Source organism: Aeromicrobium sp. WCS2018Hpa-31 (assembly GCF_031843905.1).
Lineage (GTDB): Bacteria > Actinomycetota > Actinomycetes > Propionibacteriales > Nocardioidaceae > Aeromicrobium.
This window is the reverse complement of record NZ_JAVTJF010000003.1, coordinates 246,553-259,384: the sequence shown is the minus strand read 5'-3', so window position 1 is coordinate 259,384 and position 12,832 is coordinate 246,553. Positions and strand designations below refer to the sequence as shown.

Below are 12,832 nucleotides of genomic sequence, written 5' to 3'. Positions count from 1 at the left end.
GTCCATCGACAAGTATCGATGTATAGACCCTACCCATCCATCGATGGATGTCAATGGATGGTGGATCTCTCACGCCAGCGAGGCGATGAGCTCCTCCACGCGGCCACGGATCTCGTCGCGGATGGGTCGCACGGCGTCGATGCCCTGGCCGGCGGGGTCCTCGAGCACCCAGTCCTCGTACCGCTTGCCCGGGAAGTAGGGGCACTCGTCGCCGCAGCCCATCGTGATGACGACGTCGGAGGCCTCGACGGCCGAGTCGGTCAGCTTCTTCGGCTGCTCGCCCGCGATGTCGATGCCGACCTCGGCCATCGCCTCCACGGCCACCGGGTTGATCGCGTCGCCGGGCATCGAGCCGGCCGACAGCACGTCGATGCGGTCGCCGGCGAGGTGGGCGAGGAAGCCGGCAGCCATCTGGGAGCGGCCGGCGTTGTGCACGCAGACGAACAGGACGCTGGGACGTCCGCTGCCGGTCGGGTTCTGGTCGTTCATGGCTGGTCTCCTTCGGAGGTCAGAGGTCGAGGTCGCGCAGGAGCGCGATGATCCGGCGCTGCAGGTCGTCGCGGACGTCCCGGACGGCGTCGAGGGTGGCGCCGTCGGGGTCGGCGACGTCCCAGTCCAGGTACCGCTTGCCGGGCAGGACCGGGCAGGTGTCGCCGCAGCCCATGGTCACGACCACGTCGGCCGCGCGCAGCACCGTGTCGGTGAGCGGCTTCGGATAGGCGGTGCTCAGGTCGATGCCGCGCTCCGCGAGCACGGCGATCGCCTGCGGGTTCAGCTCACCGGTGGGCGCCGAGCCGGCCGAGCGCACGTGCACCCGACCCGGAGCCAGGTGCTCGGCGATCGCCGCGGCCATCTGCGAGCGGCCCGCGTTGTGCACGCAGACGAAGAGCAGCTCGGGGACACCTCTGCTGCTGACGCCGTCGGCCTGGGCCTTCGCGGCCAGCAGCTCGGTGGCGTAGCGGCGCACCAGGATCGGCAGGTAGGTCTGCACCGTCGCGTGCGGCTCGAGCGCCTCCCGGGCCTGTGCGACGGCGGCGGTGACGACGTCGGGGGTGAAGGTGCCGTCGAAGGCGTAGGCCAGGTCGTCGGCGATGGCGGCCGGCGTGGTCTCGTTCATCGGTTCACGTCCTGGGAGGAGAAGAAGCGGCGCGCCCAGAGGGCGACGTAGACGAGGCCGACGAGCACGGGGACCTCGATGAGGGGACCGACGACGCCGGCGAGGGCCTGGCCCGACGTGACCCCGAAGGTGCCGATGGCCACGGCGATCGCCAGCTCGAAGTTGTTGCCGGCGGCGGTGAAGGCGAGGGTCGCGGTCTTGGCGTAGCCGAGGCGCAGCGCGTGGCCCAGCACCATGCCGAGGGCGAAGGTGATCGCGAAGTAGGCCAGCAGCGGCAGGGCGATGCGCACGACGTCGAGCGGGCGGCTCGTGATGGCGTCGCCCTGGAGCGCGAACAGCACGACGATCGTGAACAGCAGGCCGTAGAGGGCCCAGGGGCCGATCCGCGGCAGGAAGGTCGACTCGTACCAGTCGCGGCCCTTCGTCCGTTCGCCGATCGTGCGGGTGGCCCAGCCCGCGACGAGCGGGATGCCGAGGAAGACGAGCACGCTGACGGTGATCGACCAGATGGAGAACTCCGCCGACGTGGTCTCGAGGCCGAGCCAGCCGGGAAGGGTCTGCAGGTAGAACCAGCCGAGGGCGGCGAAGGCGAACACCTGGAAGACGGAGTTGACCGCGACGAGCACGGCCGCCGCCTCGCGGTCGCCGCAGGCCAGGTCGTTCCAGATCAGCACCATGGCGATGCACCGGGCGAGGCCGACGATGATGAGGCCCGTCCGGAACTCGGGCAGGTCGGGGAGCATCAGCCACGCGAGGGCGAACATGAGGGCCGGGCCGACGAGCCAGTTGAGGACGAGGGAGGCCACCAGGAGCCGCTTGTCGCCGGTCACGCGCGAGGTCTCGTCGTAGCGGACCTTCGCCAGCACCGGGTACATCATCACGAGCAGGCCGATCGCGATCGGCAGCGAGACCGAGCCGATCGAGACCGACTCGAGGGCCTCGTCGAGACCGTCGATCGTGCGGCCGAGCACCAGGCCGACGACCATCGCCAGGACGATCCACACCGGCAGGAAGCGGTCGAGCCTCGACAGCCTCGCGATCACGTCCTCGTCGGTCGACGCGTTCTCCATCGCCGTGCGGTCCACTCGCTGCTCCTCGGGTCGGCATCCGACGCAGTCGAACCTGCATCGACGTCGGTCTATGTACAGGTCACCGTAGCGGTCGCTCCATGACGTTGTCAGGCTCGGGGCGGGCCGCGGCGGTGAACATCGGGTGAACGCGCCGAGGGTGCGCGCGGACCGGCCCGGGGTCACCGCGACTGGGGCATACTCGCCTCATGGCCCAGACCCTCCCCGCGCCGCCGAGCGGCTGTGGAACGCCGCTGACGTCGGCACCCATCGAGCGTGACGAGGCCGTCGAGCTGGCCCGCACGTTCAAGGCCCTGGGTGACCCGACGCGAGTGCGACTGCTGTCGCTCGTGGCCGCGCACGAGGGTGGCGAGGCGTGCGTCTGCGACATCACCGAGCCGGTCGGGCTGAGCCAGCCCACCGTCTCGCACCACCTCAAGGTGCTGGTGGAGGCGGGCCTGCTGGCACGCGAGCAGCGCGGCACGTGGGCCTACTACTCGCTCGTGCCGGGTGCGCTCGCGCGCGTGGCCGGCGTGCTCTCCGACGCCGACGTCGACGCGACCGTCTGACCCGCCTCCCCGTGCAGCGCTCGGAGATCACGCTGGTCCCCCTGACGGAGCGCCACTGGCCGCAGGTCGAGAGGATCTACGCCGAGGGCATCGCCGCGGGCAGCGCGACGTTCGAGACCGAGCCGCCGTCGTGGCGGGACTTCGACGCCTCCCGCCTGCCCGGCCATCGGCACGTGGCCCTGCGCGGCGACGATGACGTGGTGGGCTGGGTCGCCTGCTCCCCCGTCTCCACCCGCGCCGTCTACGCCGGCGTGGTGGAGCACTCGGTGTACGTCGCCGCGTCGGCGCGGGGCCTCGGCGTCGGCGGCCTGCTGCTCGGCGCCCTCGTCACCTCGACCGAGGCGGCCGGCATCTGGACCATCCAGTCCAACGTGTTCCCCGAGAACGAGGCCAGCCTCCGGCTGCACGCCGCCCACGGCTTCCGCGTCGTCGGCACCCGCGAACGCATCGGCCGGGCCACGGTCGGCCCGCACGCGGGACGGTGGCGCGACACGGTGCTGATCGAGCGGCGGAGCGGCCGCGACGGAGGCTGAGGGACGTCCGGTCGACCCGGGTCACCACACCCCCGCCGCGGCGCCGGCGGCAGCGGCGGTCCTGCCTACCGTCCCCGGCCGGCAGGCTCCCGCCTGACCACCGGGTACCCGCCCATCCCCAGCGGGCGACTGACCCACCGAGCGAGCACGTAGTGCACCGATGCCGCGACCAGGAACGACGGCACGGAGGCGGTCGTGTAGACGAACAGCGCGCTCGGGACGTAGTCGATCGGGTGCAGGAGCGAGCTGTAGGTGAGCGCGCCGGCGACCACGGCGACGAAGGCCATGACGTTGACGCCGCCCCAGTAGCCGTAGACCGACTCCCCCACCGGTCGGTACAGCTCCCGCACGTCGATGCGGGTGCGCCGCAGGACGAAGTAGTCCACGATCTGCACGCCGCACAGCGGGGCCACGACGATGGCGCCCCAGGACAGGAAGCGTCCGTAGTTGTCGTACACGGTGGCCGGGAAGCACACCAGCACGGCGGCCGGGCCGAGGATCGCGAGCCCCATGACGGGCCACGGCAGGGCCTTGAAGAAGCGCCCGCCCCCCGAGCGCAGCGCCACCATCGACCCGTACCCCTGGGACAGGATGGCGGTGAGGTTGGCCAGGCCGATGGCCACGAGGGCGATCGAGCCCAGGACCACGCCGCCGAGCGGGATCATCCAGTCGGTCGGCTCGGTGCTCTGCAGGCTCAGCGCGGCGAGCACACCCACGACCGCGGCCAGCACGGACGCGAGGAACACCCCGAGCCAGTTCGGCCAGAAGGCCGCACGGGGACCGGTGCTGAGGCGCGCCAGGTTCCCGAGGTTCGGCCACCAGGCGAAGCCGCCGGCGATGCCGAGCTCGATGGCGAGCATGAAGTTCGTGCGACGGTCCGGCTCCTGCCCGAGGGACGGGAGCTCCGAGATCGTCGACCACGGCGTGCGCGTGAGGATGATGACGACCATGCCCACCAGCACGACGATGAGCACGGGCGCCACGACCGCGCTCACCCGCTCGACCGAGACCGGACCGCGGGCGAGGATCGCCCACGCCACCACGATCGCGACCATCGCGGCGACGGTCACCGCAGGTCCGGCGTGTCCCATCGACGTCCCGAGCACCCGGTTCAGGAGGTTGACGACGCCGTGGCCGAGCATGATCGCGAGGACGGCCGCCCAGGCCGCCGCGAAGATGGTGGACACGGCCACCATCACGACTCGCGCGCCGTTCGTGCCGAACACGCTGCGCAGGAGGATGAACTGCTCGATGCCGTACTTGGCGCACGGCAGGACCGGCGCCAGCGACACCAGCAGGATGCTGACCGCGTACCCGACCACGATGCTCGCGATCGCCTCGCGGACGCCCACGTAGTAGGCCACGGCCGCGCCCTGCAGGAACGCCCACGTGGCGATCGCGAGGCCGACGTTGACCCACGTGTACTGCCAGAAGCCCCAGATCCGCTCCGACCGCACGAGCGGCAGGTCGCTGAGGGTGGCGTCCTCGCCCGTGGTCGCGTCGCCGGGCCGGCCGGTCGTGGTGCTCACAGGGCCCACCACAGCAGGAGGGCGGAGACCACGACGCCGACCACGAGCAGCCACACGAGGTCGCTGACGGGCAGGTCGTCCTGGAGCATCTCGTCGGCTCGCGGACCCTCGAGGATCTCGAGCCGGCGCTCCAGCTCGGCTCCCTCGGGCTCGTTCGTTCGTCCCGTGTCGGTCACGTCGTCTCCTCGTGGTCGAGGCGGTGCGGCCGAGGTCGCGTCGCCTGCATGATGGTCCGGGCCGTCTCGCGGCCGGACCGGATGGCCCCGTCGATGTAGCCGTTCCACCGAGCGGACTGCTCGGTGCCGGCGAAGGACACCCGCCCGGCGGGCGAGCGCCAGCCGTCGGCGCCGTGCTCGAACCAGGTCCCGGGCGACGGGACGGCCGCGTACGCACCCTCGGCGAGCTCGTCGTCGGGCCAGCAGGTCGTGAGCACGTCGTCGGGGCGGTCGGCCTCCGGGCCGAGGGCGGCCACGAGCGGCGCCAGGATCGCGGTGCGACGCTCGGGCTCCTGGAGTCGCGACCAGGCACGGTAGGCGTCGCCGTAGACGAAGGCGGCGATGACGCCGCGCGATCCGTCGGCCGGCGAGTTGTCGAACGTGTACGAGACGGGCGACCCGTCGTAGGCGACCAGCTGGCCCGACAGGCCGGCCTCGCGCCAGAACGGCGTCGGGTAGACCACGTGCACCTTGGCGACGTCGCCCATGGGGCTGCGCGCGACCCAGCGTCGGCGCGCGGCCGGCAGCGTCGGGTCGAAGACGATCCGGGCCTGCGCCGCGGTGGTCCCGGTGACGACGACCCGGTCGGCCACGACGTCGCCGCCCGAGGTCCGCACCGTCACCCCGTCGGGACCGTGCGCGATCTCCCGGACCCGGAGGCCGAGCCGCACCCGGTCGCCCAGGTGTGCCGCGACGGCTCGCGCCGGGGCCTGGGCGCCGTCGACGAAGCGGCTGTCCTGGGCGCAGTCGAGGGTGCCCAGCAGCTGGCCGAGCCCACCGGCGGACCGGATGTAGAACAGGACGTGGAACAGCGAGACGTCACGCGGCTCGCAGGCCCACACGCCGCGGAGCACCAGTCGCATCCGGTCGCGCGCCTGCTCCTCGGAGATCTCGTCGCGGATCCAGCTCTCGAAGGTCGTCGCGTCCCAGTCGGGAAGCTCCGGGGTGCCGAGCGGGTCGTCGAGGTCGATCCTCTCCGCCATCGCGTCGAGGCGGGCCTCGGCGTCGGCGTACTCCGCCGCCCCGAACCCGTCGACGTGCTCCTCGGAGGTGAACGGCTCCGCGACGCCGCCGGGCCAGAGCTCGACGTGCCGGCCCTCGTCGTAGGACCGAAAGGTCCCGCAGCCGAAGCGGGCGGCCAGGCCGAGCAGCTCGGTCTGGGTGGGCCCGACCCACTGGCCCCCGTGGTCGATCACGACGGAGTCGTGCTCGCGCGACCACACCCGACCCCCGACCCGGTCGGCCGCCTCGAGGACCTCCACGTCGATGCCCGCGTCCGCGAGCTCGAGCGCGGCCGCGAGCCCGGCGTACCCGGCTCCCACCACGACGACCTTCATGGGCGCTCCTCCTTCGTCGAGCCAGGCTCCGTCGTCGGACCGGTCGTGATCGTGCACGGTCATCCCCTCATCCCACCCGCAGGGCCGGCAAGGTGCCGAGCAGCCCGGTGGCCTCGGCCACGATGGTGTCGACGACCTCGCGGACGGAGGCCACCTCGGTGACCAGGCCCTGGGACTGCCCGGCCCACCACATGCCGCCGTCGAGGTCGCCCTCGCCGAGGACCTCGCGACGCCCCCGGACACCGGACGCGAGCTCGGCCACGTCGTCGAACGTGGCGCCCGGGCGCGACCCGATGGCCCGGATCTCCTCGGACACCGCGTTGCGCGCCACCCGCGCGGTGTTGCGGAGCTCGCGGAACACGAGCACCGTGTCGCGCTCGTCGTTCGCCACGATCTGCCGCTTCACGTTCTCGTGGATCGGCGCCTCGGTGGTGGCCATGAACCGCGTGCCCATGTTCGCCGCGCAGGCGCCCAGCGCGAGGGCCGCGACGAGTCCGGCGCCCGTGGCGAGTCCACCGGAGGCGATCACGGGCACGTCGAGCGCCCTGGCCGCCGCGGGGATGAGCACGAGCCCCGGGACGTCGTCCTCACCCGGGTGCCCGGCGCACTCGAACCCGTCGATGCTGATCGCGTCGACGCCCTTGCGCTGCGCCGACAGCGCGTGCCGCACGCTCGTCGCCTTGTGGATGACCTTGATGCCGGCGGCGTGGAAGTCGGGCAGGTGCGGCTCCGGGGACGAGCCCGCCGTCTCGACGACGGTGATGCCGGACTCGACGATCGCGGCGCGGTACTCGTCGTACGGAACGGGCTCCCGCGTCGGCAGGATCGTCAGGTTCACGCCGAACGGCCCGTCCGTCAGCTCGCGCGTCCGGGCGATCTCGGCGGCGAGCGCCTCCGGCGTCGGCTGCGTCAGCGCGGTCAGGAACCCCAGCGCGCCGGCCTCCGCCACGGGGGCGATGAGCTCGGCGACGCCGAGGCCGGTCATGCCCCCGCAGACGAGGGGGTGCTCGACCCCGAACATCTCGGTGAAGTCGGTGCGGATCATGGGGTTCCTCGTTCCGGTGTCAGAGGTTGCGGGAGATGACGAGGCGCATGATGTCGGAGGTGCCTTCCTCGATCTCCTCCAGCTTCACGTCGCGCATCCACTGCTCCACGGGGTACTCGCGGGAGTAGCCCCAGCCCCCGAGCGTCTGGACGGCGGCGTGGGTCACGAACATCGCGGTCTCGGACGCCTGCAGCTTGGCCATCGCGGCCAGCCCGTTCACGTTCTCGCCGGCGTCGAGGCGCCGGGCGGCGTGGAGGGTCATCAGCCAGGCCGACTCGATGCGCGTGGCCATGTCGGCGAGGCGGAACGCGACCGCCTGGTGCTCGATGATCGGCTTGCCGAACTGGGTGCGCTCGCGGGCGTACGCGAGGGCGTACTCGTAGGCGGCACGGGCCGCACCGGTGGCCGCGGCCGCCAGGACGACACGGGAGACGTCGAAGGTCTCCATGAGGCCGCTGAAGCCCTGTCCCTCCTCGCCGAGCCGGTTCTCCTCGGGCACGAAGGCGTGGTCGAGGAAGACCTCGCGGCAGACGATCGCCCGCTGGCCCATCTTCTTCATGGGCTCGCCGAAGGTCATGCCGGGCGTGTCCTTCTCCATGAGGAACGCCGTGACGCCGCGGGAGCGCAGGGTCGTGTCGGTCTTGGCGAAGACGACGTACTGGTCGGCCAGGCCGGCGTTGGAGATCCATGCCTTCTGGCCGGTGATGGCATAGCCGCCGTCGACCTTCTCGGCGCGCGTGACGATCGACGCGGCGTCGGAGCCGGAGCCCGGCTCGGTCGTCGCGAGCGCGGTGAAGAGCGGCGTCGGGCCCGTGAGGGGGCGGAGCCACCGCTCCTTCTGGTCCTCGCTGCCGAGCGCGAGCAGGGGGTCGGCGAAGAAGCCGTTGGAGCACACGAAGTTGCCGATGCCGGGATCGCCCCAGCACAGTGCCTCCTGCACGAGGCACTGCGTGAACACGTCGGTGTAGCCGCCGCCACCGAACTTCTCCGGGAGCATGAAGTCGGTGATGCCGATCTTCGCCGCCTTCTCGAACACGTCGACCGGCGACTCGGTGTCGGCCTCGTCGACCGCCCGGCCACGGGGGCGGATCTCGTCGGCGGCGAACCTGCTGACGAGCTCGACGATGTCGCGCTGGTCCTGGGTGAGCGGCCAGTACTCGACGGTGGGCTGAGGCATCTCGGAGCTCCTTGTGGTGGTGGGGTCGTGGGTGGGGGTGGCTAGCGCTGGACGGTCGTCAGCTCGGTGAACTCGTGGAGGGCCTCGGGACCCAGCTCGCGCCCGAAGCCCGAGTGCTTCCAGCCGCCGAACGGCGACTCGACGGAGAACTCGGCGTCGTTGACGAGCACCTGTCCGGTCTGGAGCCGGGCGGCGATGGCGAAGGCACGGTCGTCGTCGTCGCACCACACGGCTCCGGACAGGCCGTACCGCGTGGCGTTCGCGAGGGTCACGGCGTCGTCGTCGTCCCTGGTGCCGTGCACGACGAGGACCGGGCCGAAGATCTCCTCGCAGCTCGCGGGGTCGTCCGGGGCGAGGCCGCTCAGCACCACCGGGCGTCGGTAGTGCCCCACGGCGGGGGTCTCGGTGCGCCGTGTGGCGACGTGCGCCCCGCGGGCGACGGCCGCAGCGACCAGCTCGTCGACCCGCTCGAGCTGGGCGGCGCTCACGAGCGGCCCGAGCTCGGTGCCAGGGTCGGTGGGGTCGCCGACCACCATGGCGTCGGCGTGCGCGCCGGCGATGCGCACGGCGTCGTCCAGCCGGTCCGCCGGCACCAGGAGCCGCGTCAGCGCACTGCACGTCTGACCGCTGTTGAGCATGCAGGACTCCACGGTCGCCCGGACCGCGTGCTCCAGGTCGACGTCTTCGGTCACGATGCTGCTCGACTTCCCCCCGAGCTCGAGCGAGACCCGCGCGAGGTTCGCGACGGCCGCTCCGGCGACCTGCCGTCCCACCTCGGTCGAACCGGTGAACGAGACGACGTCGACGCCGGGGTGGGCGACGAGGGGTGCGCCGACGTCCGCACCGGTACCCGGCACGAGGTTGAGCACACCCGCGGGAAGCCCTGCGACGAGCGCTGCCTCGGCCACCGCGTAGGCGCTGAGCGGGGTCAGCTCGGACGGCTTGTGCACCACCGTGCATCCGGCCGCCAGCGCCGGGCCGAGCTTCGTCGCGAGCTGGAACAGCGGATAGTTCCAGGGCGTCACGAGTGCCGCGACGCCGGTGGCTCGTCGCAGCAGGACCGCGCTCCCGCGGCGCTCGTCAGCCAGGAGGCGGGCGTGGTCCGCCACTGAGCGGAGCACGTCGAGCGCGGCGTGGACGTGCCACCGTCGGGCCGTCGTGATCGGTGCGCCGACCTCGGCGACGGTCAGGTCCACGAGTCTCTCGGCGTCGCTCTCGAGCACCTCGACGAGGCGATCGAGGTGGGCGGCGCGCTCGCCAGGCGCCAGCTCCGACCACGCCGGCAACGCCGAACCGGCCGCGGCGACGGCGGCGTCGACGTCGTGGCGAGTCGCGAGCGCCGTCGTGCCGACGACCGAGCCGTCGGCGGGGTTCACCACGTCGGTCGTGGACGAGACCGGGCGCCAGGACCCGCCGATGAGCACGTCGTCGCGCCTCATCGGTGCGCTCCGGGTCGCTCGAGCGTGACGAGCGCGTCGACGGCGACGGCACCCTTGGGCGAGACCCGCAGCGGGTTCACCTCGAGCTCGAGGAGGTCCGGGTCGGCCGCGACGGCCTCCGACACGGCGACGACGACGTCGACGAGGGCGTCGACGGAGGCGGCGGGGCGACCCCGCCAGCCGTCCAGGAGGGCCCGGACCCGCAGCGCGTCGACCATACGGAGGGCCGTGCTGCGGTCGACCGGGGCGAGCTCGGTCGTGACGTCGCGCCAGAGCTCGGCCTCGGTGCCGCCGGCCCCCACGGTGACGACCGGGCCGAAGTCGCGGTCTCGGCGGGCCCCGACGATCATCTCCACGACGTCCGTGGCGCCGTCCATCTGCTCCACGACGTACTCGCCGTCGCCGAGCCGACGGTGCATCCGCTCGAAGGCCACCGCCAGGGCGTCGGCGTCGCCCAGCCCGAGGACGACCCCGCCGTGCTCGGACTTGTGGGCGAGCCACCCGGCCTTCAGCGCACAGGGACCCACCAGGGTCTCGGCGGCGGCGCGCGCGCCGGCGACGTCGGTGACCCGCACCGCGTCGGGGACGGCGACGCCGAGCTCCCGGAGCAGGGTGCGAGCCGCCCAGTACCCGCCGCCCGGGTGCAGCGCACGCGGCGCGACCTGAGGGAGCTCGCGCCCGACGTCGTCGGCCAGGCGGTGCGCGTAGGCCAGCGACCTGACGGCGGGATCAACCGCTCCGTACGTCGGGATGTGGTGCTCCCACATGCGATCGACGGCCACCGAGCCGGCGCTCATGGTGTGCACCACGAGCGGGACCGAGGACCCGTCGACCAGGCGACCGAGACGGTCGACCACGTCGACCTCGGCCGACTCCAGGCTCGGGGTGTCCTGCCCGTAGCACCCGAGGTAGCCCGACAGCACGATCGCGTCGACCTCCCCGGACCGGGCCAGCTGCTCGCAGATCACGGCATACGTCTGCAGGTCCGCCTCGCCCGCGCCGGCCAGGTCGACGGGGTTGGACACCGCGGCACCCGCCGGGAGCAGCGCGGCCAGGGTCTGCTGGAGCTCGTCGCCGAGGACCGGCGTGTCGAGGGAGAGCGAGAAGCAGCGGTCGGCGGCCACGCCGCCCTGTCCCCCGCTGTCGCTGACGACCGCGACCCGCCGGCCCTGTGGCAGCGGGGCCACGCTCAGGTGGCGCGCGGCGTCCACGAGCTCGGTCGGGGTCAGCACGCGCACGGCACCCGCGGCGCGGCACGCGGCGTCGACGAGCTCGAGGGCGGACGTCATGGAGCCGGTGTGGCTGGCGGCGAGCCGTCGGCTGCCCTCGCTCGCACCGGCTGCGAGGACCAGGACGTGCTTGCCCGCGGATCGCAGGCGGCGCATCGTCGCGACGAGGTCCTGCCCGCCCGCGAAGCTCTCGAGGTAGAGGGCGACCGTGCGGGTCTCGGCGTGGGTCGCGAGGTCGCCGAGGAGCTCGCTGGCCGTGACGTCGAGCTGGTTGCCGACGGACACGAAGCGGGAGACCCCGATGCCGGCGCGGGCGGCGAGGTTCGCGATCTCCGAGCCCAGCTGGCCGCTCTGCGAGACGATCGCCAGCGACCCGGCCGTGAAGTGGCCCCAGGCCAGCTGCAGGTCGCTGCCGGCGTCGAAGAGGCCCAGGCTGTTGGGGCCGACCATCCGGGCGCCGTGCGCCTGCAGGGCCGAACGGATCCTGTCGTCGTCGGCCACCCCGGCGGTGATCGCCAGGAAGGCGCGCGAGCCTGCCGCGAGCGCCTCGTCGAGGACGGTGGGCAGCGACGCCGCCGGGACGCAGAGGACCACCAGCTCGGGAGCGGCCGGGAGCGAGGCGACGTCGCGGAACGTCCGCTCGCCCTGGACGACGTCGGACGACCGGTTCACCAGCCACACGTCCCGCCGTGCCCGCCCCTCGAGGGCGCCTCGAGCGAGCCAGTAGCCCCACTTCGCCTGGTCGTCGGAGGCCCCGACGACGGCGACGGATCGCGGGTCGCGGAACGACGACAGGGAGCGGGCGGACGACTCCGGGACGGTGGGCACAGGCACTCCAGCTTCTTCGCGATGCTGCGGCTCGACGAGGAGGTCGGCGCCGCGTGACGTGCGCCACGTTAATAGTTGACTGGCGCGTCAGTCAATAACTTTTCGACAGAAGTTTCCGCCCGCCCAGCACGTGCCGGGCGGGAGGACGCAGGCGCGTCAGCCGGCGGCGAGCAGCAGGTCGACGGTGCGCCGACAGGTCGCGCGCATGTGGTCGACGGTCATCGTGGGCGACCCCATGAGTGCCTGGATGGTGAGTCCGTCGAGCAGCGCCACCAGGACCGTGGCGTGGGACCGGGCCGTGTCGGCGTCGATGCCGTCGACGCGGCCGAACACCGACTGCACCCGCGCCGCCCAGTCCTCGTAGGCGCGGTTGTGCACCTCGGCGAGCTCGTCGTCCCGCAGTGCGGCGGCCCACCACTCGATCCAGACCCGCCACGACTCGGTGGTGGTGTCGTCCGCCGGCAGGTAGGTGTCGACCAGGGCGTGCAGCGTGCTGCGGACGTCGGCGTCCTCGTCGGCGAAGATCGCCGCCCGCCGCTCGAGCGACTGGGCCGCGTTCTCCTCGAAGGCGGCCCGGATGAGGTCGACCTTCGTGTCGAAGTAGTAGTGCACGATGCCGCCGGAGACCCCAGCCCCCTTCGCCACGTCGGAGACCCGCAGCCCCACGACGCCACGCTCGGAGATCTGCTGCAGGGCCGACCGGAGGATCTGCTTCTTGCGGAGCGCCTCGACGTTGGGCCGTGCCAT

The 12,832-nt window shown here is 72.6% G+C and carries 13 protein-coding genes; 2 read left to right on the top strand and 11 right to left on the bottom strand.

What is annotated here, in order from left to right:
• Positions 1–69 precede the first annotated feature (69 nt).
• The 3 genes from RQG84_RS05190 to arsB are packed head-to-tail and all read right to left on the bottom strand — an operon-like array spanning position 70 to position 2,187.
• Complete coding sequence (locus RQG84_RS05190) at positions 70–489, bottom strand: arsenate reductase ArsC (RefSeq protein WP_311209151.1); 420 nt, start codon at positions 487–489, stop codon at positions 70–72.
• 19 nt (positions 490–508) lie between these two features.
• Positions 509–1,117 carry an arsenate reductase ArsC gene (locus RQG84_RS05185; RefSeq protein WP_311209150.1) on the bottom strand — a complete coding sequence of 203 codons (609 nt, stop codon included), beginning with the start codon at positions 1,115–1,117 and terminating at the stop codon, positions 509–511.
• A complete protein-coding gene (gene arsB / locus RQG84_RS05180; RefSeq protein WP_311209226.1) occupies positions 1,114–2,187 on the bottom strand; it encodes an ACR3 family arsenite efflux transporter in 1,074 nt (357 codons plus the stop codon). The genes RQG84_RS05185 and arsB overlap by 4 nt, the downstream gene beginning before the upstream one ends.
• Before the next feature lie 206 nt (positions 2,188–2,393).
• Here arsB and RQG84_RS05175 point away from each other — a divergent pair, with 206 nt between their 5' ends.
• Both RQG84_RS05175 and RQG84_RS05170 read left to right on the top strand, forming a co-directional pair.
• A complete protein-coding gene (locus RQG84_RS05175; RefSeq protein ID WP_311209149.1) occupies positions 2,394–2,753 on the top strand; it encodes a metalloregulator ArsR/SmtB family transcription factor in 360 nt (119 codons plus the stop codon).
• Between the two features lie 11 nt (positions 2,754–2,764).
• Positions 2,765–3,286 (top strand): N-acetyltransferase family protein, encoded by a 522-nt coding sequence (locus RQG84_RS05170; protein ID WP_311209148.1) that lies wholly within the window; start codon positions 2,765–2,767, stop codon positions 3,284–3,286.
• A gap of 65 nt (positions 3,287–3,351) precedes the next feature.
• On the opposite strand, the gene RQG84_RS05165 is transcribed toward RQG84_RS05170, so the two are convergent.
• The 8 genes from RQG84_RS05165 to RQG84_RS05130 all read right to left on the bottom strand — a co-directional run bounded on the left by RQG84_RS05165 (position 3,352) and on the right by RQG84_RS05130 (position 12,832).
• Positions 3,352–4,815: a cytosine permease gene (locus RQG84_RS05165; protein WP_311209147.1), complete on the bottom strand. Its 1,464-nt coding sequence runs from the start codon at positions 4,813–4,815 to the stop codon at positions 3,352–3,354.
• A complete protein-coding gene (locus RQG84_RS05160) occupies positions 4,812–4,991 on the bottom strand; it encodes a hypothetical protein (RefSeq protein WP_311209146.1) in 180 nt (59 codons plus the stop codon). The genes RQG84_RS05165 and RQG84_RS05160 overlap by 4 nt, the downstream gene beginning before the upstream one ends.
• The gene (locus RQG84_RS05155; protein ID WP_311209145.1) at positions 4,988–6,430 is read right to left on the bottom strand and encodes an FAD-dependent oxidoreductase; all 1,443 of its coding nucleotides are present in this window, start codon (positions 6,428–6,430) and stop codon (positions 4,988–4,990) included. The genes RQG84_RS05160 and RQG84_RS05155 overlap by 4 nt, the downstream gene beginning before the upstream one ends.
• A gap of 4 nt (positions 6,431–6,434) precedes the next feature.
• Entirely contained in the window at positions 6,435–7,412 is a 978-nt protein-coding gene (locus RQG84_RS05150) for a nitronate monooxygenase (protein ID WP_311209144.1), read from the bottom strand.
• 19 nt (positions 7,413–7,431) lie between these two features.
• Positions 7,432–8,589 carry an acyl-CoA dehydrogenase family protein gene (locus tag RQG84_RS05145; protein ID WP_311209143.1) on the bottom strand — a complete coding sequence of 386 codons (1,158 nt, stop codon included), beginning with the start codon at positions 8,587–8,589 and terminating at the stop codon, positions 7,432–7,434.
• A 41-nt stretch (positions 8,590–8,630) separates the two neighbouring features.
• The gene (locus RQG84_RS05140; RefSeq protein ID WP_311209142.1) at positions 8,631–10,028 is read right to left on the bottom strand and encodes an aldehyde dehydrogenase family protein; all 1,398 of its coding nucleotides are present in this window, start codon (positions 10,026–10,028) and stop codon (positions 8,631–8,633) included.
• On the bottom strand, positions 10,025–12,091 hold the full coding sequence (locus tag RQG84_RS05135; protein WP_311209141.1) for an acetate--CoA ligase family protein: 2,067 nt from the start codon (positions 12,089–12,091) through the stop codon (positions 10,025–10,027). The genes RQG84_RS05140 and RQG84_RS05135 overlap by 4 nt, the downstream gene beginning before the upstream one ends.
• Before the next feature lie 150 nt (positions 12,092–12,241).
• Positions 12,242–12,832, bottom strand: coding sequence for a TetR/AcrR family transcriptional regulator (locus RQG84_RS05130; RefSeq protein WP_056573942.1), 591 nt, complete (start codon positions 12,830–12,832; stop codon positions 12,242–12,244).

Coding starts and splice junctions, on each gene's coding strand:
- RQG84_RS05140 (WP_311209142.1), bottom strand. CDS start 10,028: ATGAGGCGCGACGACGTGCTCATCGGCGGGTCCTGGCGCCCGGTCTCG.
- arsB (WP_311209226.1), bottom strand. CDS start 2,187: ATGGAGAACGCGTCGACCGACGAGGACGTGATCGCGAGGCTGTCGAGG.
- RQG84_RS05145 (WP_311209143.1), bottom strand. CDS start 8,589: ATGCCTCAGCCCACCGTCGAGTACTGGCCGCTCACCCAGGACCAGCGC.
- RQG84_RS05190 (WP_311209151.1), bottom strand. CDS start 489: ATGAACGACCAGAACCCGACCGGCAGCGGACGTCCCAGCGTCCTGTTC.
- RQG84_RS05175 (WP_311209149.1), top strand. CDS start 2,394: ATGGCCCAGACCCTCCCCGCGCCGCCGAGCGGCTGTGGAACGCCGCTG.
- RQG84_RS05130 (WP_056573942.1), bottom strand. CDS start 12,832: ATGGCACGGCCCAACGTCGAGGCGCTCCGCAAGAAGCAGATCCTCCGG.
- RQG84_RS05155 (WP_311209145.1), bottom strand. CDS start 6,430: ATGACCGTGCACGATCACGACCGGTCCGACGACGGAGCCTGGCTCGAC.
- RQG84_RS05185 (WP_311209150.1), bottom strand. CDS start 1,117: ATGAACGAGACCACGCCGGCCGCCATCGCCGACGACCTGGCCTACGCC.
- RQG84_RS05150 (WP_311209144.1), bottom strand. CDS start 7,412: ATGATCCGCACCGACTTCACCGAGATGTTCGGGGTCGAGCACCCCCTC.